The sequence below is a fragment of the Flavobacteriaceae bacterium genome, assembly GCA_014075215.1.
Taxonomy (GTDB): domain Bacteria; phylum Bacteroidota; class Bacteroidia; order Flavobacteriales; family Flavobacteriaceae; genus Polaribacter.
The window spans coordinates 2,781,493-2,807,637 of sequence record CP046177.1; the positions used below are offsets into that span (position 1 = coordinate 2,781,493).

At 32.2% G+C, this 26,145-nt stretch carries 28 protein-coding genes and 3 pseudogenes; 19 read left to right on the plus strand and 12 right to left on the minus strand.

The window, feature by feature from the left end:
• Window positions 1-265 precede the first annotated feature (265 nt).
• Window positions 266-1,398: pseudogene (locus GKR88_13675) on the minus strand (IS630 family transposase).
• An 88-nt stretch (window positions 1,399-1,486) separates the two neighbouring features.
• On the opposite strand from GKR88_13675, the gene GKR88_13680 reads away from it, so the two are divergent.
• A complete protein-coding gene (locus GKR88_13680; GenBank protein ID QMU65238.1) occupies window positions 1,487-2,521 on the plus strand; it encodes an IS1595 family transposase in 1,035 nt (344 codons plus the stop codon).
• A 22-nt stretch (window positions 2,522-2,543) separates the two neighbouring features.
• Window positions 2,544-2,924 (plus strand): tyrosine-type recombinase/integrase, encoded by a 381-nt coding sequence (locus tag GKR88_13685; protein QMU65239.1) that lies wholly within the window; start codon window positions 2,544-2,546, stop codon window positions 2,922-2,924.
• Window positions 2,925-3,007: 83 nt separating this feature from the next.
• On the opposite strand, the gene GKR88_13690 is transcribed toward GKR88_13685, so the two are convergent.
• Complete coding sequence (locus GKR88_13690) at window positions 3,008-3,880, minus strand: Fic family protein (GenBank protein ID QMU65240.1); 873 nt, start codon at window positions 3,878-3,880, stop codon at window positions 3,008-3,010.
• Between the two features lie 195 nt (window positions 3,881-4,075).
• Here GKR88_13690 and GKR88_13695 point away from each other — a divergent pair.
• The 4 genes and pseudogenes from GKR88_13695 (at window position 4,076) to GKR88_13710 (ending at window position 6,459) form a co-directional block, all read left to right on the plus strand.
• A pseudogene (locus GKR88_13695) lies at window positions 4,076-4,517 on the plus strand (hypothetical protein).
• Between the two features lie 431 nt (window positions 4,518-4,948).
• Window positions 4,949-5,185, plus strand: coding sequence for a hypothetical protein (locus GKR88_13700; protein ID QMU65241.1), 237 nt, complete (start codon window positions 4,949-4,951; stop codon window positions 5,183-5,185).
• Window positions 5,186-5,225: 40 nt separating this feature from the next.
• Window positions 5,226-5,777, plus strand: coding sequence for a DNA repair protein (locus tag GKR88_13705; GenBank protein QMU65242.1), 552 nt, complete (start codon window positions 5,226-5,228; stop codon window positions 5,775-5,777).
• A 271-nt stretch (window positions 5,778-6,048) separates the two neighbouring features.
• A complete protein-coding gene (locus GKR88_13710) occupies window positions 6,049-6,459 on the plus strand; it encodes a tyrosine-type recombinase/integrase (GenBank protein ID QMU65243.1) in 411 nt (136 codons plus the stop codon).
• Here GKR88_13710 and GKR88_13715 read toward each other — a convergent pair.
• The 3 genes from GKR88_13715 to GKR88_13725 form a co-directional block, all read right to left on the minus strand.
• Window positions 6,456-7,433: a nucleotidyl transferase AbiEii/AbiGii toxin family protein gene (locus tag GKR88_13715; GenBank protein ID QMU65244.1), complete on the minus strand. Its 978-nt coding sequence runs from the start codon at window positions 7,431-7,433 to the stop codon at window positions 6,456-6,458. The two genes, GKR88_13710 and GKR88_13715, sit on opposite strands and share 4 nt — an antisense overlap.
• A complete protein-coding gene (locus GKR88_13720; GenBank protein ID QMU65245.1) occupies window positions 7,430-8,155 on the minus strand; it encodes a hypothetical protein in 726 nt (241 codons plus the stop codon). Before GKR88_13720 ends, GKR88_13715 begins: the two co-directional genes overlap by 4 nt.
• Before the next feature lie 344 nt (window positions 8,156-8,499).
• Window positions 8,500-8,733 (minus strand): transposase, encoded by a 234-nt coding sequence (locus GKR88_13725; protein QMU65246.1) that lies wholly within the window; start codon window positions 8,731-8,733, stop codon window positions 8,500-8,502.
• Between the two features lie 79 nt (window positions 8,734-8,812).
• Here GKR88_13725 and GKR88_13730 point away from each other — a divergent pair, with 79 nt between their 5' ends.
• The 10 genes from GKR88_13730 (at window position 8,813) to GKR88_13775 (ending at window position 18,330) form a co-directional block, all read left to right on the plus strand.
• Entirely contained in the window at window positions 8,813-9,214 is a 402-nt protein-coding gene (locus GKR88_13730) for a tyrosine-type recombinase/integrase (protein QMU65247.1), read from the plus strand.
• Between the two features lie 616 nt (window positions 9,215-9,830).
• Window positions 9,831-11,141, plus strand: coding sequence for a 4-carboxy-4-hydroxy-2-oxoadipate aldolase/oxaloacetate decarboxylase (locus tag GKR88_13735; protein QMU65248.1), 1,311 nt, complete (start codon window positions 9,831-9,833; stop codon window positions 11,139-11,141).
• 15 nt (window positions 11,142-11,156) lie between these two features.
• On the plus strand, window positions 11,157-11,567 hold the full coding sequence (gene ligA, locus GKR88_13740) for a protocatechuate 4,5-dioxygenase subunit alpha (GenBank protein ID QMU65249.1): 411 nt from the start codon (window positions 11,157-11,159) through the stop codon (window positions 11,565-11,567).
• A 1-nt stretch (window position 11,568) separates the two neighbouring features.
• Window positions 11,569-12,423, plus strand: a complete 855-nt coding sequence (locus GKR88_13745) for a protocatechuate 3,4-dioxygenase (GenBank protein ID QMU65250.1) — start codon at window positions 11,569-11,571, stop codon at window positions 12,421-12,423.
• Complete coding sequence (locus GKR88_13750; protein ID QMU65251.1) at window positions 12,356-13,600, plus strand: 4-hydroxybenzoate 3-monooxygenase; 1,245 nt, start codon at window positions 12,356-12,358, stop codon at window positions 13,598-13,600. Before GKR88_13745 ends, GKR88_13750 begins: the two co-directional genes overlap by 68 nt.
• 5 nt (window positions 13,601-13,605) lie before the next feature.
• Window positions 13,606-14,550, plus strand: coding sequence for an oxidoreductase (locus GKR88_13755; protein ID QMU65252.1), 945 nt, complete (start codon window positions 13,606-13,608; stop codon window positions 14,548-14,550).
• A gap of 17 nt (window positions 14,551-14,567) precedes the next feature.
• Window positions 14,568-15,683 carry a 4-oxalomesaconate tautomerase gene (locus GKR88_13760; GenBank protein ID QMU65253.1) on the plus strand — a complete coding sequence of 372 codons (1,116 nt, stop codon included), beginning with the start codon at window positions 14,568-14,570 and terminating at the stop codon, window positions 15,681-15,683.
• 62 nt (window positions 15,684-15,745) lie between these two features.
• Window positions 15,746-16,618 (plus strand): amidohydrolase family protein, encoded by an 873-nt coding sequence (locus GKR88_13765; protein QMU65254.1) that lies wholly within the window; start codon window positions 15,746-15,748, stop codon window positions 16,616-16,618.
• A gap of 6 nt (window positions 16,619-16,624) precedes the next feature.
• Window positions 16,625-17,488, plus strand: coding sequence for an MBL fold metallo-hydrolase (locus tag GKR88_13770; GenBank protein ID QMU65255.1), 864 nt, complete (start codon window positions 16,625-16,627; stop codon window positions 17,486-17,488).
• Window positions 17,489-17,520: 32 nt separating this feature from the next.
• Window positions 17,521-18,330, plus strand: coding sequence for an EamA family transporter (locus GKR88_13775; protein QMU65256.1), 810 nt, complete (start codon window positions 17,521-17,523; stop codon window positions 18,328-18,330).
• Window positions 18,331-18,403: 73 nt separating this feature from the next.
• Here the strand turns inward: GKR88_13775 and GKR88_13780 are convergent, their stop codons facing one another.
• The gene (locus tag GKR88_13780; protein QMU65257.1) at window positions 18,404-19,300 is read right to left on the minus strand and encodes a helix-turn-helix domain-containing protein; all 897 of its coding nucleotides are present in this window, start codon (window positions 19,298-19,300) and stop codon (window positions 18,404-18,406) included.
• 315 nt (window positions 19,301-19,615) lie between these two features.
• On the opposite strand from GKR88_13780, the pseudogene GKR88_13785 reads away from it, so the two are divergent.
• A pseudogene (locus GKR88_13785) lies at window positions 19,616-20,323 on the plus strand (IS3 family transposase).
• 79 nt (window positions 20,324-20,402) lie between these two features.
• Here GKR88_13785 and GKR88_13790 read toward each other — a convergent pair.
• Window positions 20,403-20,666: a hypothetical protein gene (locus tag GKR88_13790; GenBank protein QMU66724.1), complete on the minus strand. Its 264-nt coding sequence runs from the start codon at window positions 20,664-20,666 to the stop codon at window positions 20,403-20,405.
• A gap of 11 nt (window positions 20,667-20,677) precedes the next feature.
• Between GKR88_13790 and GKR88_13795 the strand changes: the two genes are divergently transcribed.
• Window positions 20,678-21,843 (plus strand): IS3 family transposase gene (locus GKR88_13795; protein QMU65258.1). Its coding sequence is split into 2 segments (ribosomal slippage): window positions 20,678-20,927 and window positions 20,927-21,843, totalling 1,167 coding nucleotides; the frame shifts between segments, so codons are not numbered across the junction.
• Here the strand turns inward: GKR88_13795 and GKR88_13800 are convergent.
• The 3 genes from GKR88_13800 to GKR88_13810 form a co-directional block, all read right to left on the minus strand.
• The gene (locus tag GKR88_13800; GenBank protein ID QMU65259.1) at window positions 21,827-22,156 is read right to left on the minus strand and encodes a hypothetical protein; all 330 of its coding nucleotides are present in this window, start codon (window positions 22,154-22,156) and stop codon (window positions 21,827-21,829) included. The genes GKR88_13795 and GKR88_13800 overlap by 17 nt on opposite strands.
• Before the next feature lie 205 nt (window positions 22,157-22,361).
• A complete protein-coding gene (locus tag GKR88_13805) occupies window positions 22,362-23,171 on the minus strand; it encodes a hypothetical protein (protein ID QMU65260.1) in 810 nt (269 codons plus the stop codon).
• Complete coding sequence (locus GKR88_13810) at window positions 23,168-23,731, minus strand: hypothetical protein (protein QMU65261.1); 564 nt, start codon at window positions 23,729-23,731, stop codon at window positions 23,168-23,170. Before GKR88_13810 ends, GKR88_13805 begins: the two co-directional genes overlap by 4 nt.
• 229 nt (window positions 23,732-23,960) lie before the next feature.
• On the opposite strand from GKR88_13810, the gene GKR88_13815 reads away from it, so the two are divergent.
• Window positions 23,961-24,407, plus strand: coding sequence for a helix-turn-helix domain-containing protein (locus GKR88_13815; GenBank protein QMU65262.1), 447 nt, complete (start codon window positions 23,961-23,963; stop codon window positions 24,405-24,407).
• A 50-nt stretch (window positions 24,408-24,457) separates the two neighbouring features.
• Here GKR88_13815 and GKR88_13820 read toward each other — a convergent pair whose 3' ends face one another.
• Window positions 24,458-25,708 carry a hypothetical protein gene (locus GKR88_13820; protein ID QMU65263.1) on the minus strand — a complete coding sequence of 417 codons (1,251 nt, stop codon included), beginning with the start codon at window positions 25,706-25,708 and terminating at the stop codon, window positions 24,458-24,460.
• A 130-nt stretch (window positions 25,709-25,838) separates the two neighbouring features.
• Window positions 25,839-26,132, minus strand: coding sequence for a hypothetical protein (locus tag GKR88_13825; protein QMU65264.1), 294 nt, complete (start codon window positions 26,130-26,132; stop codon window positions 25,839-25,841).
• Between the last annotated feature and the right edge of the window lie 13 nt (window positions 26,133-26,145).

A 26,145-nucleotide genomic window follows, 5' to 3' on the forward strand; every position in this document is an offset into this window, starting at 1 on the left:
ATGAATTACCTTAAAAAACATTAAAATAACTGATTATCAATATTTCAAAAATTTACAACTATCAGATAAAACCGTTTAAAACCATATAAAAACACAAAATGTTTAACCATTGTTTAACCAATTTTTATGATTTTTTTGTACCTTTATCTTTCAAAAAACTCAGTATTTATAGCTTCGGTAAAGGTAGTACTTCGAAAGGAAAAACAAAAAAAAGATGGCAGGCTGTACTACACAATGCATAAAAATGAAAGGCTCTAGTGTCAAGTCAATCATTTAATGTCGGATAAAGTTTTTTTAGTTTGATTCTAGAATCTTTGGTTGTAAACTGCTAATTTATTTTTGCCTTTTTTTGATTTCTATACTTTACCCAAGCATTGACTTCTGTTTTGACCGTTTCAATATTGTCTATTCTTCTATTTAAACATTGTCCACCTAGTACGTTGAGTTCTATTTCCGCCATATTGAGCCAACTACCGTGTTTAGGTGTATATACAAACTCAAACCTATCCCATAACTTTTTTGCTTGTTCTGGGTTTAAAACGTTCATATAAGGAAGATGGCTTGTGTGTATTTAAATTATCCATAACGAGTGTTATTTTATTCGCATTAGAATAACTTTGAGCGATATCATTCAAAAAATCAGCCCAATCTAATTTTGTTTTTCGTTCTGTGACTTTGACTATTCGTTTTCCTGAAAGCGGTTCATTAGCCATAAAGATATTACAAACTCCATTACGTTTATATTCATAGTCAACAACCTTACTGCCATCTTTCAACCTTATTGGATGTTTGATCTCTCCAATGAGTTGTTTGAGTGATTCATCCATGCAAACTACCGGATTCCCTGAACAATAAGGGCGTTTATAAACATCTAACACATTTTCCATATTGGCAGCAAAATCAGCATTTTGATTTGGAGGAATCACCCAACCCTTAACTTTCCAGGGTTTCAACTCGTTTTTTTAAAACTCGACGAACCGTTTCATAAGACAGACTCTCTACATAATTTAATTCCACCATTTTGTCTGCTAGAAGTCGAAGAGACCACTTTGCCATCCCTTTGGGGGGTTCACTACAGGCTATCGATATAAGCTTTGCTTCTTTGCCTCCATCAATCTTCCTTTCATAAACACGAGTAGTCGATTTACGTTGCAAACAAGATTCAAAGCCTTCCTCTACAAAACGTCTCTTTACTCTGTCAATAGTTCGCATCGATATTTGTAGAACTTTTGATACTTCTTCATTGGTGACTAATCCCTCTGAATGAACTCCCTCATCTTTGTTTAAAAGAATATAAGCACTGCGATAAGTTTGACTACTATGCTTCCCCTTTGAAATGATTTGAGATAACTCTTCTCGCTCTTGCTTGGTTAAGGTTATTGTATATTTTTTTGCCATGGTTTCTTTCAAAGATACTAAAAATATACGACTTTTTATTCATGACTTGACACTAGTTAATAACAGCTATTATTTGTATATTTAATACATGAGTTTACAAGAAATAAAGCGAGGAATTTCCATGCTTTCCCAATCTGAAAGGCAGGAATTGTTAAAAGAATTGTCAACATCACCAAAAGATTCAGTTCCAACGGTAAGAAGCCAAGAATCTAGGCGTTTTTTATTAGACAATAAGTTAGGTTGTTGCGCCCATTGCTGGCATCCAAAGTATGTAAAATTTGGTATTGACAAAGGCTCTCAGCGCTATAAGTGTAAATCCTGCAAACGCAGTTTTACAGAATACACAGGTACTTGGATGGCAGGTTTGCAACATAAGGACAAGATTGATGACTACCTTGAATTAATGCTAGAAGAAAAGAGCTTAGATAAGATAAAAGTAGCCTTATCGATAAACAAGAAAACGGCTTTTGACTGGCCTCATAAGATATTAGTCCCATTATCAGAAAACGATAAAGATGATTTTACAGGCATTACAGAAAGTGATGAGACCTTCTTTTTAAATTCAGAAAAAGGGCGACCAGTAAATCATCGGGAATCAAGAAAACGTGGTGGTAGCTCTAAAACCAAAGGCATCAGTAATGATCAAGTAGCTGTTATTGTAACCCAAGATAGAACATCTAATCCAGATATTACTGTAGCCACTATGGGAAGATTAAAGAAAATAGATATTGTAAATGCTATTGGCAGCAGAATAAAGGCAAGTAAAGCCATTTTATGTAGGGACACACATCTAAGCTACAAAGGATTTGCAATAGACAATAAAATAGAGCATCACACTCTAAAAGGCGTCATAAAACAACGTGTCAAAAACAAAGTGTATCATATACAACATGTCAACTCAACTCATAACAGAGTTAAGAAATGGATAGATAACAAGTTTTGGGGAGTATCTACCAAATACTTGCAACAATATTTGAACTGGTATCGCATCAAAGAAAAATTAAAATATAGAAACGATAAACTCAATGCCTTTGTAAATAAAGTGTCAGAACATATTAATGCGTATCAAAAATATCAAAATATTGGATTGAAGTATCAAAAATTAATATCAACGCAATTTTAAACTAGAGCCAAATGAAAAACCGATTTCTCTAAAAGTTCCAGAAAAAGCACAGATAATATTGGATTTCTACAAAATATCCAAAATTCGTAAAAAGGATTTTGTGTTTCTGTATCTTAAAAAAGCCAATCAAAACGATTCACACGATGTTTTTATAAAAACCCGCAACGCAACCAGTCTGCTAAACAAATACCTAAAACGCATTGCAAAGCATTGTCAGATAGACAAAAATTTATCCAATCATATTGCTCGTCATTCCTTTGGAAATATTGCCGGAGATAAAATTCATCCGTTGATGTTACAAAAACTCTATCGTCATAGTGATTTGAAAACGACTATTAACTACCAAGCGAATTTTATTCATAAGGAGGCTGATGATGCTTTGGATGCAGTCATAAATTTCTAAATATTTACGAATTAAATCAGTAACTCGTGAATTGAGGGATAAAAAAGATACTTCTTCACGAGTTAGAAAAGAGAATTTGATTTTTAAACCCCAATTTTCCACACTCCTTTTTCTAAAAATGCTTCAATGGTTTGACGATTTGCCTTGTTGAGTAAGTTTGAATGAGAAATCTTTTCTTGCTTCGCATAATCAGAAAGAGCGATTATTTTTTTACCTTCCAGGTATGCTAATCGCTTATGAAAACTTTGGCACAAAGCTTTTCCAACAATTTCTTCCATTATCGTAGTGGTCTTTTGTTGGTCAAACTCTTGAAAAGCATCGTAATACTCTTTTCGATTGATAAACTTTATATTAATAGGCACATAATTATCACGAAGTAAGGCATAATTATTAATCACACGTCCAATTCTTCCATTCCCGTCTACAAAAGGATGTATATGTTCAAAAGTAAGATGAAGTCTGGCAATACGCCGAATAATGTTATCCGCATCTTTTGTTTGGTACTGAACCAACATTTCTTTCAACAGTCCTAAAATTTCTATGGGATTAGGAGCAATATAATTGCCTACACGCACCCATTCATCTTCATTTCTAAATCGTCCAGCAATATCATCCCGAATATTACTGATAAGCATTTTATGCAGCAAAAGTATCGTATCTAAGGCGAGCCCTTTTTCGGTCGCTTTTTGATTGATATATTCTACAACACGTGCAAGATTTTTTGCTTCAAAGAGTTCTCGTTCGTTGATAAAACGGTCTAGGTCAATCCGCATCAGAATTTTTTCCGTTTCATCCAATGTCAAAGTGCTATTCTCGATAGCATTAGAATTATACACTTGTTCTGCTATTTCTGTTTCATTAATCAGCTTGATTAACGACTGTTTATCGGGAGCAAGACGACAATAACGCTCTTTGAGCAATTGTATTTGTTTGAGCATACGAGAAGATTGTTTCATACGTCAAAAATACTTATTTTCACGAAAAAATCAAATAATTCGTGAAATTAATCTGATAATCTCTCTTTATTCACGAGTTAAGCTCTTTTTATATCTTTATTTTAAGTTGGCAAATAAAGTTAAAATATATCAAATTATATTTTAAACTGCGGGTAAGTATCAGATATTTAGTACTTCTGTTTGTATAAGGAAACAGTGAATTTACCAAAATACCCACTTAGTGCAGAAAAATCATTAACCGTTTTCGAATTTGTGAGTATTGGAAAAAAAGGGCAAATTCCAAAACTTATTAAGTTCAGTGAAACTCATTTAAAAGATTTTTACAATCTTGGGTTTGGAGATAAAAAGGCAAATACAAACTAAATTAATGATTTGGTTATCTCAAATAATGACGATAGTGAAAAAATATTAGCCACTGTAGCAGCAGCAGTATATTGCCTTCACCGACAAAAATAGAAACGCTTGGGTGTATGCCACTGGAAGTACCGAGACAAGGATTCGGCTTTACCGAATAGGAATTACCAAGTATTATGAAGAAGCAAAAGAAGATTTTGAGGTATATGGTTTATATGAAAATCAATGGATTGTATTTGAAAAAGGCACAAATTTTGATGCGTTTTTAGTACGAAGAAAATAATTTAGAACAATATGAAATCAATAGAGGAATTAAATCAACGAAAAATACCTATTGTAAAAATTGACAATACCTTGAATAAATACAAACAAGATAGTTCCCTTTTTCAAGATAAGGTAGAAAAAGCCAATCAGGTATTAAAAGCCATTGGTCTCCCTTCAAAAGACAATATGGTGGTCAATAAATAAAAGTAAAAAGTATTTTTTCTTAAAAAAATGTTTGTAGCGAACTGATTTTTTCCATAAATACTTGCCCGCTCTAACGCCAAAAAACAAAAGCCTTCTGTTTCTTCAGAGGGCTTTTTTGTGGTGGATTCTTTTTTTTATTCGCAAAAACAAATACACATAGTTTCAAGCCTTACTTTTTTCTGGTGAATATGGAAAGGGGAAATACTGCTGCTTTTTGGTTGGACATTTTTCCTAACCCATTTTTTGATGAAAAAATCACCTGCTTTTATGGTCAAAACCAAAGAGCCTATTCATAATTTCTACAATGCAATTTACCTTGGAAAAGGTGCTTCTATCTGTTTGCTTCTGGCTTCCAGACCAATGATATTGGCACTTAGAAAAAAATATTTGCAAAACAAACATTCCTTGCAGATATCCAAGCGTAGCAAACGCTTCTTGTTTAGCTACAACGGATTTATCTCATGTAATGATTCTTTTTACTAAATACCTCTGCTCTTTTTTCTTCTTTCTAACTCCTTTTTAAATGAATTCTTCTTCTGAATCACAAACACAGTCGTTTTGTGAGCAGTCCTCACGCCTAAAATTGCATTCCCATATTGATAATTACAAATCCAAATTGCTCAAACAAATTCCTATTTCAAAGATTCAACTCAGTTACCAACCTGAGATTCCAGTCAAAGACCGCATTAAAATTTTGGATAGTGGGCAATCAGCTGAAACGCTCCGTTCTTTATGGAATCCCGACACACTGGAATTACAGGAACAGTTTATGGTTTTGTATCTCAACAACCGCAATCAGATTATTGGATATTACCCACATAGTTCTGGAACTATGACCCAGGCAATGATTGATATGCGTCTGATTTTAGCCACGGCTTTAGGTTGTGGGGCAGTATCGATGATACTATCACACAATCACCCGAGTTCGAATCCAAAACCCTCAAAAGCTGACCATATTCTTACCCAAAAAATTTCTAAGGCTTCTAAAACTATAGATATTACACTACTCGACCACATTATTTTAACCAAAGACAGTCATTATTCTTTTGCAGACAATGGAGAAATTGATTTTTGAAACCAAGCTAATTTCTCAAACTCAGCCTGAACTCACCTTTACACATTTCAAACAGGAATTACTCGATCATTGTGGAAAAAATCTGCAAAAGGTCAATTTTTCTGATGAAGAGTTAGAGTCTTTTCTCTTGCTAACGTATCTGCTTGGTGATATTGTTTCCGAACACGTTCTTCATCTCTCTTTCGATGAATAAAACTATCTACAAAGCTTGGATCGACTGCCGTGTTTCCTCCTATGACAGGGACAAGGATATCTTAAAGATGGACGACTTATGTATGTAATGAATAAAAACCAGAAACCATTGAGTCTAAAAGTTCCTGACAAAGCAGAACGAATTCTAGAAAAATATAAAGCGAATAAGAAGCAAAATAATGGCTATGTATTTCCTTTTCTTGCAAATGCTAATCAGAAAGACCCCAAAGATATTTTTATGAAATCCCGTAATGCCTCACGTTTATTTAACAAGTACCTAAAACGTATTGCAAAGCGTTGTGAGATAGACAAAAATTTATCCAATCATATTGCTCGTCATTCTTTTGGAAATATTGCAGGAGATAAGATTCATCCATTGATGCTCCAAAAATTGTATCGCCATAGTGATCTAAAGACGACCGTCAATTATCAAGCGAATTTTATTCACAAGGAAGCGGATGATGCTTTAGACACAGTGATTAATTTTTAAATATTGATATTCCATTCCAAATTCTCTAGTCGTTTTGCTATTAGTTTAAGAGTGTTCAAAATATCTGCCTCGTTCGGTAATTCTCCATATACCATTGCTTTAAAGCTCGATTGGTAGGTCTGTTCTAATTGATTCCACGTTTGCACTGGCTCGGCAAATAATAAGGCATCTTTTGGATGGTATTTCAGCCAATGGTTATCATTTTTGAAACTCACAACATCGTCATTCGCTACTTTTAAGAGCATTTTTTCAAACTCATCGGCGTTAAAAAATGTTGTTAATTCTTCGTTTTCCAATATTTTATGAATATCATACACATGACGGATTTTGTTGTTTAAAGTGATGATTGGATTTTCTGCATGAGAGAATCGTACCAAACTCATAATTTTTTCGCACAAAGTTCTTTTGGGGTCGAGTACTTTTACCAAAAAAGGCAACAAATTGTATTCTTGTATCAATTCATTTTGTTCAGTTCCAATCATCATATCGTAAATATACGATGATACTTCGGCAGTAGTATGAGGCTCAAAACTCCCCAACCAAGAAGATTCAATAATGATAGTATCTCGAACTTGTCCAAAATCACCTTTTAAAAAATGAGGATAGGTGTGTGCTGTTTTTCGAATCATTCCCATTTTATTCGTGATTCCGTCCAACTGAATTTCTGGTAAATTATTTGCAATAACGATTGTTATTTGTTTTAATTTTTTCTTTAATTGATGATCTGTATCGTTTTCGTAACGCAAAACAGTCAAATCAATATCTTCGGAAAAACGTTCAATCAACCCAAAACATTTCACCAAAGACGTACCTCCTTTAAAAATGACACTTCCTCCTATCTTGTTGGTAAAAATAGTGCGCAAGGCAAATGTTACCCAATAATCTTTCTCAAGATAAATATCTTTGATCCCCAAGCGTTCGGCGGTAATTTTTATAGCCTCTTTAAATAGCTCTGTGTTTTTGTGTAATCTCATCTGATATTCCAGTTTTTAGTAGTGGGTAAAATTTTCTCGGAAACCAATAGTTTGTAGGCTGTGATAGGATTTAGGGATCTTTTTAAATTTCCTAAATCCTGTGAGATTTTTAATTGTTCTAACAAAGCCCCCAGTAAAGCTCTGGTCATCGGAGGGTATTTTAACGCTAATTTTATCAATAATCTTCTTTCTTTTTCTCCTAATTCTTTGAGTAAAACCAGTAAGCGATAACAAGAAGTATCGATTGGGGCATCCGGGATTCTTTTTATATACCGAATGGTATCCAGTAAGCGTAATAAAGGAATATTTTGTTTGGTAATCGTATTTTTCTGTTTGATAAAAGAAATTTTAAAACGTCCTCTTTTCAAAGCTAGGCGTACTTCATTTTTTCCAATTTGGATGATATTACTCACTTGGGTGGTCAATCCGATAGAATTGTAATATCCATAGCCTGTGAGATAGCCAATAGTTTTTCCATTTTTCTCCAATAAATCTTTTACTATTTGATATTGTTCTACTGGCAAGTCACCAAATACGCTCTTTTCTGCTTTATAGTATTTGCCTTTGGAAAGCTTATTGATTTCTCCTGAAGCAACCATCCTATTGAGATATTTAATAACTGCCTCTCGCCTATTCACATCAGTAATAAAGTCAATATAGGTAAATACATAGCCTTTTGGAAGCCTATCTATCTTATCTCTTATATAATATGATGTTTTCATTACTTTAAGTTTATCACAAAGATATATAAATGTCCAGTTTATTTATAAATAAACTGGACATTTTTAATCAGTAAAAATCCTGTCAGAGATTAAAAACAGTTGGTCTCTCTTCCAAAAACAATATAATGCTTGATAAATAAAGTCTAAAAAAACAGCCGTCAGGCAAAATTTATGAACTCAACCTTAAAAACGCTCTTGAGCTGAGATAGGGTTCTGAGGTAAACCGCCCCTCGCTTTATCGCCAAAAGAAATGAGTGAACTTGCAACAAAAAAGTGGACAATTATTTAAGAGACTATGCTGCTAACTTTTGGTTATACATATTTAATTCAAATTCGTTAATAGTTTAAAATTGTTTCTTTAAACGAGCTATTTCTTTTTCCTCGTCTGTTTGCTTGGGATTACCCTTTCCCGGAAAACTATTTTTGCCATACTTTTTTTCTTCTCTACGCCAACGAAATAGAACCGAATAAGGAATATCTAATTCCTGGCAAACCTGTTTTACATTGCCGCGGGCATAACCTAATTCTACAGCTTTTTGTTTAAATGTGGGACTGTAATTACGTTTTTGTTTTTTCATAATTCAAAGTTAATTACGTTAACTCTAAATCTCGCTCCTTTATGTCCAGGCTAATGTAGTAAGTTCACTGTTCTATACGATGAATAAGAACGAAAAGCCTGTCAGCCTTAAAATTCCAGACAAAATAAAAAGCATTTTGGCTCAATACGAAGAAATAAAGAACTCAAAAAACGCTTATGTATTTCTGTTTTTGAGTAAAGCCAACAAAAAGGATCCCTATGATATTTTTGTCAAAACCCGTAACGCAACCAGTTTGTTTAATAAATACTTGAAACGTATCGCCGGACAATGTGAGATTGATAAAAACTTATCTAATCATATCGCTCGCCATTCATTTGAAAATATTGCAGGAGATGCGATACATCCATTAATGCTCCAAAAACTCTATCGTCATAGTGATTTAAAAACGACCATCAATTACCAAGCAAACTTTATTCATAAAGAAGCAGATGATGCACTTGATACGGTGATAAATTTCTAGGTTATTTCTGAAAACAAAGCCCATCCAATAAAGGCAGACATTATTTATTAGTAATTCAAAATATTATTTAATAATATTTTTGCTTTAGTAGTTTTTCAACAACATGTCCTGGATTGGGTTTTCAAATTTTGTTTCTTTCAAGAAAAATTACGTCCTTATACCATTTATCACTTGAAATTACCGTAATAAAATGCTCTTTTTTCCTTTTTTGTTCGCTATAAAAAGAAACCGTAACGAAGGCCTTTATTTTTCTAACTCCAATAAAGAAAAAAATCATCATTTTCTTTTGCAGTAATTTCAAATAATAACTGGTATTAGTTTCTCATAGCAATTAGTGAATCTTTTCAAATAGTCTTCTCTTTTTCACTCACTTCATATATTTGAAGTGGTTTTTTTAGAATTTTAACTTCTTTTTAAACCATAAAACTTTCTAAAAGAATTTGTTAGCCTAATTTTCTCTAATTTTATCATACATTTTTGATTGGTTTTAAAATAATAAAAATGTATCAAAAAGATTATTAATTGTATGTATTGTCCAATAATTTTTAAGAATCTTAATTATATATTTGTATCTAAAATTAATTAGACAAATAGAACATTTATTATACATATTAAGATGAAATTATTAATTGTAGGAGCACATGCTGCGGACTTTGTTTGGAGAGCAGGTGGAACAATAGCTAAAGTAGTTGAACAAGGAGGAGAGGTATTAAATCTCTCACTATCATATGGGGAAAGAGGCGAATCCGGTGTCTTATGGAAAGAAAACCCAAATCAAACTGTTGAAGAGGTAAAAAAATTACGTCATAAAATGTCCTCTAAAGCATCAGAAATTTTAGGATGCGAATACAAATGTTTAGATTGGGGAGATTACCCTATGATAGTAAATGAAGATCGAATAGATCAATTAGCAGAAATTATTCGAAATTTTGCGCCACAAGTAATTATTACGCATACTGAAAAAGACCCTTTTAATCCCGACCATCCTTTAACATTCCGTACAGTACAACAAGCAAGGTTGTTATCTGCAGGAGCTGGAGTTGCTGCCGCTTTTAAGAGAATATATCCGCCAAGATGGTTTTCTTTTGAGCCACACCAACCGGAATTATCCGGTTTCGTTCCAGATACATATATTGATATTACAAGTGTTTTTGATAAAAAAATTGCTGCAATGCAATGTATGAAAGCACAAGGTTATCTTGTAAATTATTATACAGAATTAGGATCAAGAAGAGGCAATCATGCAAGAAGAATTTCAGGAAAACAAGACATAAAATATGCAGAATCCCATCAAGCCATGGTGCCAGTAGTAGGAGGATTAGATAAATTATCAAAATTTGGAACTGCTACTATACATGAAGCACTTGGGCGCATAGGTAACTTACCATATCAAATTAAACCTTTACATAAAAAGCAACGTCTTTGTGGGTTAGCATATCCTGTTAAATTAAAACCTGGGAACAACGTACTTTTACATAGAGCTTATGCGTATGCAAAATCAGGAGATGTAATTATTGTTGACTGTCAAGGCGGATTTGAATATGGGTATTGGGGCGATTTATTGACCTCTGGAGCTATGCAACATGGTGTTAAAGGATTAGTAATAGACGGTTGTATTAGAGATGCAGATGAAATAGAAGAACTAGGTTTTCCAGTATTTTCACGTGGTTATTGTATAAAAGGAACAACTAAAGACCCAGAAGGAACCTTAAATAAATCCATTACTATTGGGGATTGTGTTATTAATCCGGGAGATATCATCGTTGGTGATAGAGATGGAGTTGTTGTAGTTCCAAAAGACCGAATTGATGAAGCTATTGAAAAATCTGAAGCCAGAGAAGAAAAAGAAGCTAGTGTTAGAGCACAACTATTAGAAGGCAAAACATCTTTACAAATTTATGAATGGGATAAAAAATTTGGATACTAAAAATAGAATTAGACCATGACATTTGAAGAAAAGAAAGCATTAAGAGAAGCATTCAATGACATACCAGGCACCTATGTCTTAACACCAGAGCATTCTAAAAAAGGATACCATCTAAACATGTTTTGCATGTCTTTGAACAAACAAGAGAATAGAGCTGAATTTAGAGAAAATGAAGTTGAGTATTTAAAACAATTTCCAATGTCTGATGAACAAAAACAAGCAGTTTTAAATCGTGAGTGGCTGAAATTATTACAATTAGGAGGAAACATTTATTACACTTTTAAGATCGCAATTTTCGATAAAAGATCCATGCAATATGTAGGAGGTAAAATGTCTAATATAACAGAAGAAGAATTTAGAGATATGATGCTAAGTGGCGGAAGATCAATAATAGGTAATAGGAGTAAAAAATCATTAAAAAAATAGTATGGCAAAAATAGTTGGCGGAATAGGTTGTAGTCACGTGCCTCCGGTTGGAGCTGCTTCAGACAATGATAAAACGCAAGAGGGTTATTGGACACCGCTTTTTAATGCTTTGCCTCCTGCAAGAAAATGGCTAGCAGACTTAAAACCAGATGTTATTGTTTTGGTTTATAACGATCACGCTTCTGCTTTTTCTTTAGAGTTAATACCAACTTTTGCCATAGGCACTGCAGATGTATTTAAACCTGCAGATGAAGGTTATGGGCCAAGAAAAGTTCCGGATGCAATTGGACATTCTGAATTAGCCTGGCATATTGCTGAATCTTGCATATTAGATGAATTTGATTTAACTATTGCCAATAAAATGGATGTTGATCACGGATGCACAGTTCCTTTAACTGTTTTCTTTGGTAAAGTAGACAAATGGCCAGTTAAGGTAATTCCAATTTGTGTTAATGTAATTCAATTTCCCCCACCAACTGCAAATAGATGTTTTAATCTTGGCAAAGCAATTAAAAAAGCAGTAGAAGAATTTCCTGAAGATTTAAATGTTGTTATTGCAGGAACAGGAGGAATGTCTCATCAGTTACAAGGAGAACGTGCAGGTGTTGTAAATACAGAATTTGACATAAACTACTTAAATAATTTAGGTGGTGATAATGATTTGAATAGATATAAACCACATTTAGATTATATAAGAGAAGCAGGATCTGAAGGAATAGAATTAGTCATGTGGCAAATTATGAGAGGTGCAATGGAAGACAAAGTAGTAGAAAAATTTAGAAAATATCATGTGGCAAGTAGTAATACTGCATTTGGTATTATTTGCTTCGAAAACGAAAATCAAAATGAATCTTAAAACACAAGTAGGTATAATAGGTGCTGGACCTGCTGGTTTAACATTGCAAAGATTGTTACATAATGCAGGAATAGAATCAATTATTTTAGAAAACAGAAATGAAGAATATTTGCGTAGAAGATTACGTGCCGGAGTAATGGAACAAGGCACAGTCGATACTTTTGTAAATGCTGGAGTTGGTGAAAAATTGCAAGCTAACAAAATGATTCATAATGGTATAGGCTTGCACTTTAATGGAGTCGCTCAAAGGTTAGATGTTAAAGGTTTAACTGGTGGAAAAGTTGTATCAGTTTATGGTCAAAAAAATATAACCAATGATATGATTGACCGTGCAAATAAAGATGGTCTTCAAATAATTTGGGAAGCAAAAGGTCAAAGATTGGAAGGATTTGATGATGAAACAAAAGATACAATTATCCATTATTCATTACACGGAAAAATGTACACCTTACAATGTGATTACATAATTGGTTGCGATGGATTTCATGGTATTTCGAGACCTTCACTTCCAATAACTGAAAAAAATATTTTCACTTATGAATTTCCATATTCTTGGTATGGTGTTTTAGCTGAAGCAAAACCAATTTCTCATGAAGTAATATATGCACATCATCCTGATGGATTTGCTTTGCAAAGTATGCGCGGATCTGAATTGTCAAGATTATATATTCAATGTCCGAATGGAACTGACCCTGATACTTATGAAGAAGAATGGGTTTGGGACGAATTAGACAAAAGGTTAGGAGTAAAACTTAACAGAGGAAATATAATAAACAGTGGAGTAGCTCCAATGCGATCATTTGTTTGCGATAAAATGCAACACGGAAAATTATTTATTGCTGGCGATGCTGCACACATTGTTCCACCAACCGGAGCAAAAGGAATGAACTTAGCTATTGCAGATATAAATGTATTATCAAAAGGATTAATAAATCATTACAACGAAAAAGATGACGATATTTTAAATAGATATACAGAAATTTGTTTGCGTCGTATTTGGAAAGTTGAACGCTTTTCTTGGTGGGTTACAACCACTTTTCATATCGATCCAAATCAAGATGAATTTAAAACTAAAATGCAAGAAGCCACTATTTCTTATCTCTTAGATTCTGAAGTAGGTGGACATTCTTTTGCAGAAAATTATGTAGGACTTCCTATTCTTTGGAATAAAAAATAAAAAAAATGAAAATTATTTTAGCAGGCTCAGGATCAATAGCCTTAAAACATATAAGTGCTATTCAAAATATTGAAGACGTAGAAATAACAACATTATTAGGAGCAGATGAAGAAGAATTAAAAGAAGTGTCTTCTAAATATAACATTCCAAACTGGTCTACCAATTTCGAAGAAACCATTGCTAATCCAAATGAAGCAGCCGTAATATTAGCAACGCCTACACCATTACATGCTAGCCAAGCAATCGCTTGTATGAAAGCTAGAAAGCACGTACTCATTGAAATACCAATGGCAGATAATCTCAATGATTCAAGAGAAATAGTACGTACACAGAAAGAAACTGGTAAAGTTGCAATGGTAGCGCATACCAGACGCTTTAACCCACCACATCAATGGATACATGATAAAATTAATAAAGGAGAGTTGCATCTTCATCATTTAGATGTACAGACATTTTTCCACAGAAGAGAAAATAAAAGTGCTTTAGGTAAATCAAGAAATTGGTCAGACCATCTTTTATGGCATCATGCCTGCCACAGTGTAGATTTATTTAGATATCAAACAGGTGAACCAGAAGTAAAACGTTGGGCAATGGAAGGTCCTGTTAGCCCAATAATAAAGGTTCCGTTAGATATGAATATTGGAATGAAAAGTACTTCAGGCAAATTACTAACAGTTGCTTTATCATTTAATAATGAGGGTCCATTGGGTTCTTGGTTCAGGTACATCTGTGAAGAAGGTACTTTTAAAGTAAGGTATAATGATATGACAGACGGATGGGATAAGAAGGTAGATTATGATTGGAGCGGTATCTCAGACAGTGGTATTGAACTTCAGGATAGAGAATTTTTTGAAGCCATTAGAACGGGTGAAGAACCAAATGCAAGTGCTTCGCAATGTTATGATACTATGGGAATTTTGCATAAACTTGAATATCTAGCAAAAAACTAAAATAAAGCTTATTAAAAATGAGTCAAACAGCTATTTCTTTCATGCAAATAAGAGCAGGAAGTTCCAAAGGAATATTCTTGAATTTTTCAGATTTACCAAAAGATATAGAATTAAGAAATAAAGTTATTTTGGCAATCATGGAAGGTGTTGGTAATGGAGACCTAAGGCAGATTGATGGCCTTGGAGGAGGCGATTCTTTAACAAGCAAAGTGGCCATTGTCGGACCGTCTAAAAAAGAAGGTGTCGTTCTAGAATACCTTTTTTTACAAGTGGTAATTGGAAAAGGAATTGTTATAGATGCTCAAAATTGCGGAAACATTCTTTCGGGAGTTCTCCCTTTTGCAATAGAAAAAGGAATGGTTGAAACTACACAAATGGATACTACAGCCGTTATTCACATGTTAAATAGTGACTCTTTTTGTGAGGTGACAGTCTTTCCTCATTGGGAAATAACTTATGAAGGTGATGCTAAAGTTGATGGTGTGCCGGGAACAGGATCTCCTATTTTTTGCAATTATTTAGATGTAGAAGGTGCCAGTACAGGAGATTTACTACCTACAGGAAACCTAATTGACCTAATAGATGGAATTGAAGTTACCTGTATAGACAACGGAATGCCAGTGGTTAATATAAGAGCAACAGATGTAGGAATTACAGGCTACGAAACAAAAGACGAATTAAATGATAATATAAAATTAAAAGAGAAGTTAGAAAAAATTAGACTTCAGGCAGGTATAAAAATGAATTTAGGTGATGTTTTAAATAAGACCGTTCCAAAAATGACACTCATATCAAAAGCCAAAAACGGAGGGCTTATTAATACAAGAACCTTTATCCCACACGTATGCCATACGGCAATAGGTGTATTGGGTGCAGTTTCTGTAGCAAGTGCTTGTATTCTTAAAGGCTCAGTAGCAGATAGAATTGCAAATATCGCAAAAGACATAAAAAAACAAATGTCTGTAGAGCATCCTTCAGGTGAATTTACAGTAAAGTTTGAATTAGAACAGCAAGATAATGTGATAAAATTTAATAAATCAGGAGTGTTAAGAACAGCACGTCCAATTAGTAAAGGAGTAGTTTATATTCCTGAATCTATCTGGAAAAATAAGAAAAAGAAAGATTTTCAATAATAATCTTGATGATTCAAAAAAATGAAATTTTTAATACATTAATTTTAGAAAAGTAAAAGAAAATGAAAAAAACCTGTATGGCTCCCAATGCCAAACCAAAGAAACCAAATTATACATTACCTAAAAATGCTACAGATGCACATTGCCATGTATTTGGTCCACGAGATAAATTCCCATACCGTCCAGATGCTACCTATTGGCCTCCGGATAATGGAAAAAATGAATTAAAAAAATTACATGACTTTTTAGGAATAGAACGTGCTGTTATAGTACAGGCTAGCTGTCATGACATAGATAACAGTGCTATGATTGATGCTATTGCATCCAGTAATGGTGCTTATAAAGGAGTTTGTATTGCTAATAAAAATTTTACAGACAAACAATTTGAAGAACTAAATAAAGGTGGAGTTCGCAGGGTTCGATTCAATTTTGTAAAACATTTAGGTGGTGCGCCAGATTTAGTGGGAATGAAAAATGTTTTAGAACGTGTAAAACAATACGGTTGGCATTTGGTAATTCATGTAAATGCAGAAGATATTATTGAGTACGAAAGTTTTTTTAATCAATTTAAAGACTTGCAAATTATTGTAGATCATATGGGAAGAGTTCCTACAGGTGGAGGCATAGAACAACCTGCATTTAAAGTGTTATTAGATTTTATGCAACGAGATAACTGGTGGGTAAAAGTAAGCGGTAGCGAACGTATTTCCAAAGCAGGACCTCCATTTTATGATGCCATTCCGTATGCTCAAAAATTAATTCAAACAGCACCTGATAGAATTCTTTGGGGAACAGATTTTCCGCACCCAAATATCAAAGAACACATGCCAAATGATGGGCATTTGGTTGATTTGGTAGCATTATTTACTTACGATAAAGATTTACAGAAAAAAATATTAGTTGATAATCCAGAACGCTTATATGGTTGGAGTTGATTTGGTATGGGAAAATTTCAAAAATTTAATATAGGTTCCTTAGAGTGTATAGCCCTCTATGACAGTGAAATAGAATTACCTTTTCATAAGGTGTTCCCCACAGCAAAATCATCAATATTAAAAAAAGTAGCACCTACAATACAGATGGGCTTTAATTATCTTTTTATAAAATCTGATAAATACAATGTGCTTATTGATACAGGAAGAGGAAACGGTGAATTATTAAATAGCATAGAAGAAGCAGGTGTTTTTCTATCAAGTATAGATTATATTATTTTAACACATTGTGATGCAGATCATGTAAGTGGTTTACAACAATATGCAATGGAAGATAGAAGGCTAAAGGCTTTTAGACAAACAAAAGTAATCATGCCAAAGCGCATGTGGAATCTATGGACAAAAAGAGCCTCTAAACAGAAATTAATAAAAGAGTTTGAAAATACACCCTTTATTAAAAATTCATCAGAAGAAAAAAAAGAAGTTTCTATTGTAGCAAGAAAAAGATGGGCAAATGAGCATTTGCCAAACTTAAAAAATAAGATTTCATTAGAAGAGGAAGAAAAAACATTTTTAGGAATCTTTAAATTTATATATGCTCCTGGGCATCGGTCTGATCATTTTGCAATACTCATTGAATCTGAAGGAGAACATCTATTACATATAGCAGATGCTTTTAGACATTCTTCTCAAATAACAGTTCCAAAATTGCATTCAATGTATGATTCATATCCTCAGACACTATACAAAACCATTCAGGAATTATACAATTTAGCAAAAACGAAAAAAGCAGTCATCTTTGGAACTCATTTTCCTTTTCCAGGTTTGTTTGAAATTAAAGAAAATGAAGTTTTATATAACAAGAATTTTTAGTGTAGCTAATTACTAAGAAAGTTATAAAATACATGCTCATAAGCGCTGCGAGTTTCTCGTTATTGAGTGCATTTGTAAAATACCTGACATATTTTAATGCCTATCAGCTTGTTTTTTTTCGTTCATTAGGTACACTAATTTTAACTTCAATATATCTTAGGTATTTTAGGATTCCTTATTTCGGCAAAAAGAAAGTACTACTTATTATTAGAGGTTTTGTAGGAGTAATATCTATGACCCTCTTTTTTATGGCACTAAAATATTTGACTTTAGGGTCTGCCATTACCTTGCGCTATTTGGCACCTATTTTTGCGACTATATTTGCTGCCTTTTTACTAAAAGAAAAGAGTAAGCCAGCACAATGGTTATTTTTTATAATTGCCTTTTCTGGTGTATTGGTTTTAAAGGGGTTTGACTCATTAATAAGCAATTTCGGATTGTTATTAGCTTTAGCTTCAGCAATTTTTAGTGGTTCGGTATATGTGATTATTCGTAAGATTGGAAAAACTGAACATCCAGTTGTAATAATAAACTACTTTATGGGAATTGCTACTATATTTGGAGGTCTTTTATGCATTCCGTATTGGAAAACGCCTATTCATACAGAATGGTTAGTACTTTGTAGTCTAGGGATTTTTGGTTTTTTTGGACAGCTGTTTATGACAAAAGCTTTTCAAATTGCGAAAACAAACAGAGTAGCTCCGCTAAAATATATAGAAGTTATTTTTACTGCTTTGCTAGGAATTTTTTGGCTTGGAGAAATTTACACAATAGGGAATATTGTGGGTATTCTTTTAATTTTAGTAGGATTAACGTTTAATTTCTTCTATAAACCTAGATGATACTGTAATTTATACTATTTTCAGATTTAAAAAAGTTCACTTTATTGTAAGTAATTTTAAGCTAAAAATGCTATTATTTATTCGAAGCCTCATCTTGAGATTGTCTATAAGCTTTTGGAGTTTTTCCTGTATGTTTTTTAAAAAATCGACAAAAATAACCCAAATCATTAAAATTTAATATATGAGATATCTCAGAAATGGTATGAGAAGTATAATTTAAATTACGTTTTGCTTCTAGTAAAATAAAATTTTGAATGACTTGAGAAGCGGCTAAACCCACATTCGATTTACAAATTCTATTAAGGTGTGTGGGTGTAATTCTAAGGTTATCTGCATATTCAGAAATTGTTTTAGAAATAGAATGCGTTTCTTTTATATTTTGCTGAAATTTCCTAAAATATAAATAACTTTTATTTTTTATTTTCTTTTGTACAACTGTACTTAAATTATCGTATTCCAATAACTTTAAAAATAATAAACTTAAGTAAGAATTAGCAGCTATCCTTCCTCTGGAGCTATTGATAGGTAAATAAGAATTAATTTTTTTTATAAAATAATTATTTTTACTATAATCTCCTATTTCGTTTACAAAATTAATACTGTCAGTAAGTTTCAATAAACCATTTGGCAACTCATTTAACAGTTGATCCAATAAATAATTTGCCAACGTAATTACTTTTCCGTCATATTCAGTATCTTCATTAAAATAGAGTTCATGAAGTGTGTATTCTGGAACGGTTATAATGCAAGGGCCATTAACCTCAATATAAGTTTGATCAGATTTAAAAAACCCCTTTCCCGATTTAATATACAGCACTTGGAATAAGTTTGAATGTACATGAGGTTTTATATGTCCATGAAATGCTTTCGCTGTTTTTTTAATAGATTCTACATTAATAAAATAAGAAGGTAAGGTATAATCTTCTTTTCCATAAACTACATAGTTTTTAATATTAAAATCCGGATTCATTATAAAAAAATATAAATGTTCTATTTGTCTTACAAAAGTACTAATTATTTATATGTCTTGATACTTATGTCTTGTATTTGAATTTTTTTCATAATTTATTGTATAAATCGCACATTTTTTCAAATTGCTAAATATATTTAGTTTATTTACAGAAATATGGAATTTTTTTAATAAAAAATGTAAATGATTAAACCAATTAAATAAACTAAAAAAATGAAAACTATTGCAAAAAAACACATTTTAATGCTCATTACCCTATTATTTTTCGGAATTACTTTAAGTGCACAAAACACTGTAAAAGGAACTGTAAAGGATGAAGGTTTTTGGAAGGCTTATAGTCGTTTACGTAATCAAGGCAAACCATGGAATCATAAACGATTGTATAGGGTTTACAAAGCATTAGGACTTCCTCTACGTGGTAAAGTAAAAAAACGATTACCATCTAGAGTGAAAGAACCATTAGAGGTTCCGGAAAATCTTAATGATACATGGAGTATGGATTTTGTTACCGATACCCTTGAGAACAAAAGACGTTTTAGAGCCTTTACTATTATCGATGACTGTAATAGAGAGGCATTACATATAGAAGTAGATTTTTCTTTACCAAGTAATCGTGTGTTTTGGGTACTTAACGATCTTGTTAATAGAAGAGGAAAGCCCAATAAGATACGTATGGATAATGGCCCGGAGTTCATTGCTAATATCACCGCTGTATGGAGCCAAATGCATGACATAGAGTTTACCTATATTCACCCTGTCAAACCAACTCAAAATGCATTTGTAGAGAGATTTAATGGAACTTATAGGCGAGGAGTTATTGATAAATATATTTTTGAGAACATTAACCAAGTAAGAGAACAAACCCAAGATTGGATGTATGATTATAATCATCATCGACCCCATGACGGGCTTGGTAGATTATCGCCAATAAAATACGCAGAAATTAATTCTCTTGGGGCTAGCTCCAAGAGAATTAAAACAATAAATTTATCAAATATTAGAAATTTAAACAGTTCTAATTAGGGGAAGCTTACAAGTACAGTAAGCGTACTTTTACCAAAGTAAAATCAGAAGTAATAAAGAAAAAGAAGGTAATATAGTTCTATTTAAGCATGTGCTGCCAACTATTTAATGTTCTTTTATAGCGGTCACTTATAGGGAGTTGCTTTCCTGATTGAAGATATACTGTGTTTTCAGTAAGGTTAAATTCTTTAATCTTATCTCCATTTACCAAGTATTTTCTATGTGTTTGTTCAAAGTTTTTGGTGCGTAGTATTTCTTTAATTTTTTTTAAAGATAAACGTATAAGGTGTTTGGACTTGCTACATTTAGAGTGACAAAGAGTTAAGCTAATTTTATCTAAAATAACTTAACCATATGAAACGAAGAAAATACAGTAAAGAGTTTAAAATTAAAGCAGTAGAATTAAGCAATGTACGAGGTAACACAAAGCAGATTGCCATGGAATTGGGAATCAGTGCAGATCTTATTTACAGATGGCGTAGAGAATTAGAACAGCGTCCTGATTTAGCTTTTAGCGGTAATGGCGTCAAACAACTCACAGAAGATCAGAAAGAGTTAGAGCGATTACGTAAACAGCTCAAGGATGTTAACATGGAGCGGGATATCTTAAAAAAGGCCGTGAGCATCTTCTCCAAGAGCGATCGGAAGTATTGAAATTTATCAAAGATTACAGTAGAGAATATCCGGTTGGGAAGATGTGTAAAATTTTTAAAATTAGTAGAAACAGTTATTACAGGAGTAAGAATTATGTTCCATCAGATAGAGATGGAAAAAATCGTATGCTACTCTCTGAGATTCACCGTATCTGTGAGCGAAGTAAATCTACTTATGGAAGTCCTAGAATTACAGAGGAACTCAAAGCTAAAGGGTTTAAAGTATCTAGGTCTAGGGTAGCACGATTGATGAAAAAACACGGGATTAAAGCAGTTCGTAAAAAGAAATTTGTTGTCACGACAGATTCTAAGCATCAATATCCAGTAGCTGATAATGTATTGGATAGAGATTTTAAAGCTACCGCTGCTGCACAGAAATGGGTTTCTGATATTACCTATTTAAAGACTGCACAAGGATGGCTGTACTTAACGGTAATTATTGACCTGTTTGATCGTAAAGTCATTGGTTGGTCTTTGAGCAATGGACTCAAAGCAAGACAAACTATCATTGCTGCATGGAGAATGGCTGTAAACAACAGAATGCCTTGTGAAGGTATGATTTTTCATTCTGATCGAGGTGTACAATACGCATCTCATGCGTTTGTTAATATCCTTAAAAGTTATCATGTAACACCCAGTATGAGTAGAAAAGGAAACTGTTGGGATAATGCAGTAGCTGAATCTTTTTTTAAAACAATCAAAACAGAACTAATGATAGACAATAAGTTTATATCCAACAAAAGTCTTCAAATTAAAGTCTTTGAATACATAGAAACTTGGTACAACAGATACAGAAGACATTCTGCTCTTGGTTACAAAAATATCATCGAATTTGAAAAATTATATCAAATCAAAAATGTAGCTTAACTTTTTGTACCATTTTTTGTTGCATATCCAGTTTTTTGTAACTAGTATAGATAGTACTATAAATATCATCAACAGAGAAATACTCAATATCATTTATGCTTATCTTGAATATTCTATTTTGTTCTTTTACAAAGAAATAATTAGCATTAAGAATAGCTTCAGATTTTTTAGGTAAAAACGCATCATCTTGAAAATGATATTTTTTAATGATCAGTTCTATTGTATACTGGAGCTCAAAACTATTGAAAGGTTTTAATAAATACGTATAAGGATTGGTTAGCTTGGCTTTTTCAAAAATAGCCCTTCCATGCATAGCCGTAAGAAAGATAAAGGGTAATGAAAGTTTATTTTTTACTAAATATTCTACAAACTCAATACCACTTGTTTTCTTTTCTAGACTGATATCTATAATTGCTATGTCGAATACGGTTTTATCAATCTCCTCTTTAGCACTTTTTACATCATAAAATGTAAAAACATTGTAATCCTCTTGAAGAGTTTCTTGAACTTTTTTGGCATCATTCCATTAAAAGGGAAATCTTATCTCTGTTCCAAATAGAATCTTTCCACATCATGCTCTTTTCAAAATAAGTCATACTATTCTTAAAGTTTCCTCTATTTTTCTCTACAATAGCCAAGTTTTCTGAAGTAACTTGCCTTACATTAAAATCAGAGATTAATGTTGATAGATTATATGCTTCTTCAAAAAAACCAATAGCGATGTCATCTTTATATTGTTCGTAGTATATATTTCCAAAGTCAAGTTTTGCGTATATAACACCTATAGTATCCTTATCTTGCTTACTAACTTCTATTTCTTTTTTCAAAAAACCTTTGGCTTTATTAAATTGCTTTAAATGCAAATGACATATTCCGATATTATGATAAATGATTTTAAGCTTTGCATTGCTTTTTATCTGCTGTGAAGCAATAGCTTTATTATAAAAAGATAATGCCTTTTGAAATTCTTCATTTTCTAAAGAGATACCTCCAAGATTATAATTTAAAAGATAATAATATGGAAAATTAAAACTGATGTCACTAAACTTATTTTGGGCAATTAAATCAAATTTCTTGCTATAAGCACACACTCCATAAATGAAGTTTAAATAATCATTTATTTCTTGTTTTTTGCTTGAAATAGACGCTTTACTGCAGTACAGATATGCGGAATCTATTTTATGTTCAAAATAAAATGAGTGGGCTTTATGGAAATAAGGATACTTTCCTTGACATATTTGCTCAATAGAATATTTAAGCTTCTCATCATCAATATTATTTTGAGAGTAAAGAAGTGTTGGAATTAATAATATAATAAACCATCTCATCTTTTTTCTCTTCTGACAGTCGTAACTGTTCCTCTTGAGGTTCTTGGGTCTATGTTTTCATTTCTAACTAAAATAGCTTCTGCATTAACACTATTATTCGGATTTTTTACAGAGTAATTAAATGAGGTTCTTACTAGATTAAAATCTTGAATATTTCTTTTAGCATTAAAAAGAACTTCGAAACTCCTGCAATGCACTCTTTTATTGTCTCTATCTGAATTAATCCAAGTTGATATAGCAACTAACCCATTATATTTTAAGTATAATATTGCCATTTCACTTCTTTTTTTTGTTTTGGATTCTTTATTGTCTGTATTATATTCTGACTCAAAATTCCCGTAATTTAATAACACTGAACTATCTAAATTTGACGTTTCTATAAGTAACTCATGATTAGGAATATTAGTAAAAATATTTACCCAATATTGATTATATGTACCTCCTTCTATAATATTATATACTGGCTCTGAAATAATTTCAGCAACAGGAATTTTCTCTTTTAATATCTCAACAGAAGTTGAATTTATTATAATGCCTCCAATTTGTGTGATTCTTTGCATGGTAGTTTAATTTTTGGTTATACAAGTTTAATATACAGTGTTTTAATCTTATTTTTAGCCATTTTAAGGGCTTTTAATGAGTTTTCTTCTCCTTGCACTTCATTACTCTATCTCTTAACCAAAGTGTTAAAAGCAAATCTACGTCTAATTCTAACACATCTGCTAGTTTGAGTATTTGAGGTCTTGTAGGGTTTCTATCTCCTTTTTCAAATTTACTAACAGCAATGGTATGACGCCCATTTGTAATATACGTTTGTGTGCTGAAAAACCTCATAGACTTCCCTTACCTGACCCACAAGATATGAGTTTAGGAGCAGAACTCAAAAGAGAACGACTGAAACGTGAATGGAGTCAAAAAGATACTGCCAAGTATTTCGGAGTACTTAAAGATTCGTATCAAAATTGGGAGTGGAATAAGTACATTCCCCATGTTAAGTATAGAAAAAAGGTTGTTGAATTTTTGGGATATAACTATTGGGAAGATGGGACTAATTCCCTATCAAATAAATGTTTATTATATCGCATTGAATATGGATTAACCATGAATGAATTAGCATTGCAAATTAATGTAAGTACACGGACTATTGAACGGATTGAGAATATGGAGAAAAATATTTCCTCAGAAATGAAAAATAGAATTATGAACTTATTATATAATAAAACAATTTTGCCTTAACTTATATTACATCAAGGGAAAAATACATATCCTAATTTAGAGTTAAGTTTTTATTGACTACAATTTCCATCAATTATATCTTGACGAGTTGGATTATATGCATTATTTTCAACTTGATATTTACTTCCGGTTGCTCCACCATTATTAATTAAACTTGTGATAGCACATAAATTTGAAAGAGAACTATTTGTCTTAATCTGTAAATTACCAGTTAATGTCATTAGGTTACTTATACCAGATATATTAGTTAATACTGTATTGTTTTGTATTGCTAAATAATGAAAAGAATTTAAACCAATTGAGTTAAGTGAATTTAAACCTGTTATTTCAATCAAATTACTATTATTATTTATTGCGCTAATACCTTCAATCGTAGTCAAGCTGTTAAAACCACTTATAGAAGTCAAAGACGAATTATTTTCAATATCAAATAAAGAGGCTACATAGATTAAATTATTTAATCCATCGATAGATGTTAAGGAATCATTACCAACGATAGTAAATACGTCACCAATTGTGGTGATCTCATTTAGACCATTAATATCTACTAAACTATTGTTAGAATTAATAGTTATGCTTTTTTGAGAGGCATTTAAATTACTCAAACCATCAACATTTAAGAGGTTAGAGTTATTTGTAATCCTTACAGTATATCTGTTAGGTCCACTACTGTAATAACCAATTGAGTTTAAACTATTAAGACCATTAATATTTGAAAGTATAGAATTATTATGAATTTTTAAGCCTCCTCCTAAAATACTTATAGAATTTAATGCATCTAATTGTTGAATATCAGTTGAATTTTCTATGAATAAATTACCAGTAATTTCAGTGTAACAATTAGCACCAAAATCATCAACTTGTTGTTGTGTCGTTAAGGTTATATTACCATTATATGTACTAGGGCTACATTCTGTTGTAAAAGAAGCCTCATTGTTACTATATACATATTGATTGTTATATTTTACATAGGCTCTTACATAATAAGTTGTGCTTGGAGAAAGACCTGTTAATTGAATAGAATATTCGCCAACTTCGTTATTATTGCTTGTTAAAAAATTGTTATTTATAGTAGGAGTTGTTACAGTACTCCAACATACACCTTTTTCGGTTACGATTGAGCTACATTCACTAGTTAAATTGCTTTCTACTTGGGCAGTGGTTGAAGTTATATTATCTACTTCATCTGCTACAACTGTGGGTTCATTAAATTCAATATAAATTATAAAAGCGGGGTCTATAAAATATTCTGGAAAAACAGGAACCCCTGAACACTCACAATTACCTTGATAAGCTGGCAAATGACCCCTAAAATAGGTTCATTTACAAGTATTACAGGATATAGATGAACCTTTCTGTTTAAATTTAATCCCTCATCATTTATATAATGTTTATAGGTGTGAAAATTTTTCATGGTATCAAGCATCTGTGTTAAGCCAAAGCTTTTATAGAACTTTTCCATATCCAAAGCTTTAAATTCTTCGATAGTTGGTAATAGCGACCAGAAGCCAACTTTGATTTAATACTTTCAGTTAATTGTAATGTTATTTTATACTTCTTATTCTTATCCCTCAATTCATCGTAATAACAAGCACCATATAGCTTTCTTTGATTATCAAAATAGAATCCTTCAAGAGTAATAAGTTGAGCATCTAAACTCGATGAAAGACTTTGAGAATATAAAGAAGTAAGTGTTGAGACTGAATATATGTTGGTGTTTTTCATACACGGTATTTTG